Here is a 3,283-nt window from a genome sequence, read left to right as displayed (position 1 = left end):
TTGATTTTTTTGATGCAGTGTAATAATTTCGCTTTTTGGTCATTCTATTCCCCTCTTATATTAGAAGAATAGCTCTTAAAAATACCTTTTTTTCGTCTAAAAATCCGCGCCTATATCACTCTACTCAAGCTCAAAAAAACACCCTCCCGTCCGCTCCCGAAGCTTCGTTTTTTAAAATAAGCAAAATAGAATTAAATGAGCTCAAGATTTATTATTCCACTCCTAAAACTAGTGCCCCTGTTTATTTTAATTCGATAACATACCAGTATAGGCAAGATTCAGAGCATGAGTTAGATTTAAAAGGGCATTGGCAGGAAAATCCCTTATCAGCTAAAGTACTGATTAATTTAGTTTCCAGCTATCCAGTTATCAAAGCCGATATCAACTTTGCTAATAACACTCTAAATTTAATTGCCCAATCGGTGGATAACAGTTATCAACTACAAACTAATATTAGGATTAATAACCCCGTCCCCTTAGCTAATTTATTTTCCATTAAGGACGACGAATTACCGCAGCAAGTACATAGTGTTTTTAAGGTGCTCGGTAATCAATTAATTATTCCCGCTTTTGATGCTATTAATCCAAGCGCAAGATTAGAGGCGACCCTAGGCCCGGATGGGTCCAATTCTTATATTACGAATATTACTCTTCACGAGGACTTATTATTAAAATTTTCAGGAACCACTCTTACCCATTGCCCCTTACCTCAACCGGTAAAAGCATTCATAAAAGGCATGAATACCAAAATAAGGATAAACTTCACGAAAGCCTCTCAAGAAAAAAGCACCTTAATTTTAATAGATGGTTCGGGGATTCATTTTGAAGGCAGTAGTTTACCTGAAGTGGTACAAAAAAATTTTCAAACCTGTTTTGATTACCAATTAGAAGACGAATCCATGCAAACAACCTACACCATAAATTGAACTATAGAGGACATTTCCCGGAGACTATGAAAAGTATAATTAAAAAAATCCTGAGAGTGATTAAACAATTCTATAATCTAAATAATAAAGGATATTTTGTTAATATGAGTTCACTATGAAAAAAAAACGCAATAAACCTAACTTCTTTCTTAACCTAAGCAATGAAGATAATAGTCCTATAAGCGAAGAGAGTTATCCTTACCGCTTCACAACCCAAAATTGGACCAGAATATGGTTTACAACCAATCCGCAAGAATTTTTACCCCAAAAGAATAAAATAAGAATAATTGATTTTCTTAACACCTTCCCTTCCCGAAAAATAGCGCTAATCTTTGATAGTCGTTTATTAGATGAGCATGGAAAAGAGGATTTTGCTCAGTTTAAACATGAATTAAGTAGTTTAAATAAAGCCAATCAGATTAATTTTTATGATTTTTCAGAAATTAGTTTTCAGCAAAATCTTTTTGATGAGGAATTACCACTGTATGAATTAGCAAATATTGAATTAACTCATTTAGCAAATGGGGGAAATGTCGCCGCAGCAAGTGATATTGTTCGCACTCTAAGCAAGGTTTTTTGTTTAGGGATTTATACCGATTTTGACGTGGAATTTCTTCCTTCCCAAATAGAAGAATTCAAAACCTCCAGTCCTTTTCTTTTTAGTGTGAATGGATATAACTATTGCAATGATATTTTAGCAATTCATCCAAAATTAACCTTAAAGACAGAGTTATTAAAGAACTACTATAAGAATATATTAGAGTCTTATCGATTATGTAGAGAGTATAATTTAGAGCAAAGAGAGCAATTACAAAGGGAAATGACTTTAGACTTAATGGGCTTATTTGAGGATGAACATCGAAGGTTGGTTGAGCCGGCTATGGCTCAATTGTTTTATATAATTAATGAAAAATATGAAGAATATTCTTCTTTGCCGATGAGTTTATTAATTCGTAAAGCCTGTGAAGAGGCTATAAAGAATGAGGAAAATGCACATTTAAAAATAATTTATAAAAAAATATACATGCATAACGTGATGGCCTCTGCTGGTCCCAAAGCCCTGCCTGGCGGTATGAGTTATGATGAAGAAAGAGACTGCAAAAAGCTCCGTCTATTGGTCAGGGGCCAAGTCGATTTATTAAGCAATGATGGTGGATGGATTCCGTCTATTTTAGCCAGCGATAAACAACCGCAAAAAAAAGATGATCAAGAAAAGGATGAGTCTCGCACTTTACAACCTTAATGTGAATCGGTGCTTATTCTAATTGTTACTGGATTGCCTCTTTTATTTAAGGTCTACCCCTGTTTTTCAGCGCTTTATTTATTTTTAACCTAGTTTTATAAGTATATAAACCCATTTTCCAGGAAGCATTAAATGACACAAGATGAATTAAATTTACAAGATATGACTTTTAAGGTCTTTCATAATAAAGAGGCTGCAGAACAAGCATTCGAAGCAGCTCTTAAATTAGGTTATAAACCTCAAGAAATTAATGTGGTAATGGCCGAGGATTCTAAAAAAAAATATTATTCCACGCAGTCTCAAGGAGAAGAGGATGCGGCGAAAAGTCTAGCTGTTGGAGGAGTAGTAGGTGGAACAATAGGCAGTACAATTGGAGCCTTAATAGCCTTAGGAACAAATATTGCTTTACCGGGGTTAGGGCTAGTAATGGTAGGCCCTTTAGCAGGAGCCGGTGGGGTTTCCGGTGGCCTATTAGGTAGTCTCTTAGGTTGGGGGATGCCAGATAATCCTCCAAATCCATCCGCAGAAAAATTAAAGAAGGGAGAAATTCTCTTGATTGTTCATGAAAACAAAAATAGAGGTTCTTTAAAAGAAGCATGGAAAGAACTATAAGAAGTAATACATGGATAGAATCGATGATGAGCCTTAAATGACGTCCATGAGCTTAAACAAAATAGTATATACCGTGTTGGCTAGCTGAAGACTCCTATGCTAGGGTTTCGGCGTATGGAGTAGCTGAGATGACAGATATTTTATTTTATCAACATCATACTCTGCTTGAGGATTTGCCTTGATGTATTTATCTGACATTAGTAGATAGTTATTAACAAACCCCTCATAAACAGATTGGCCCCCCATCATTTCTAATTCGCATAGGTCAGCAAAATGAGCATTAACTTCGCCGCTTTTATCCAGACCGAATTTAGCACCTAATTTTTGTTTTTCTGATTCCTTAACTCTAACAAAACAAATTTCATCGAGAAAATCGCGGTAGGGTTTGATATAGGCGCGGATTTTTAGACGAAAAAAAGGTATTTTTAAGAGCTATTCTTCTAATATAAGAGGGGAATAGAATGACCAAAAAGCGAAATTATTACACTGCATCAAAAAAATC

Annotated in this window: 4 protein-coding genes; 3 read left to right on the top strand and 1 reads right to left on the bottom strand. The window is 35.1% G+C overall.

Annotation, left to right across the window (positions count from 1 at the left end):
* Window positions 1-35: 35 nt before the first annotated feature.
* The 3 genes from ELY15_RS14805 (at window position 36) to ELY15_RS14795 (ending at window position 2,781) form a co-directional block, all read left to right on the top strand.
* Entirely contained in the window at window positions 36-926 is an 891-nt protein-coding gene (locus ELY15_RS14805) for a hypothetical protein (RefSeq protein ID WP_127101370.1), read from the top strand.
* A gap of 115 nt (window positions 927-1,041) precedes the next feature.
* Window positions 1,042-2,169, top strand: coding sequence for a glycosyltransferase family 88 protein (locus tag ELY15_RS14800; RefSeq protein ID WP_127101368.1), 1,128 nt, complete (start codon window positions 1,042-1,044; stop codon window positions 2,167-2,169).
* Between the two features lie 132 nt (window positions 2,170-2,301).
* Window positions 2,302-2,781 carry a hypothetical protein gene (locus ELY15_RS14795; RefSeq protein WP_127101366.1) on the top strand — a complete coding sequence of 160 codons (480 nt, stop codon included), beginning with the start codon at window positions 2,302-2,304 and terminating at the stop codon, window positions 2,779-2,781.
* Between the two features lie 99 nt (window positions 2,782-2,880).
* Here ELY15_RS14795 and ELY15_RS16765 read toward each other — a convergent pair whose 3' ends face one another.
* Window positions 2,881-3,084, bottom strand: a complete 204-nt coding sequence (locus ELY15_RS16765) for a hypothetical protein (protein WP_370449444.1) — start codon at window positions 3,082-3,084, stop codon at window positions 2,881-2,883.
* Window positions 3,085-3,283 lie beyond the last annotated feature (199 nt).

The organism is Legionella sp. km772 (genome assembly GCF_003989735.1).
Classification (GTDB): domain Bacteria; phylum Pseudomonadota; class Gammaproteobacteria; order Legionellales; family Legionellaceae; genus Legionella.
Note: the sequence above shows the minus strand (reverse complement) of the source record. Positions and strands in the feature narration are given on the sequence as shown.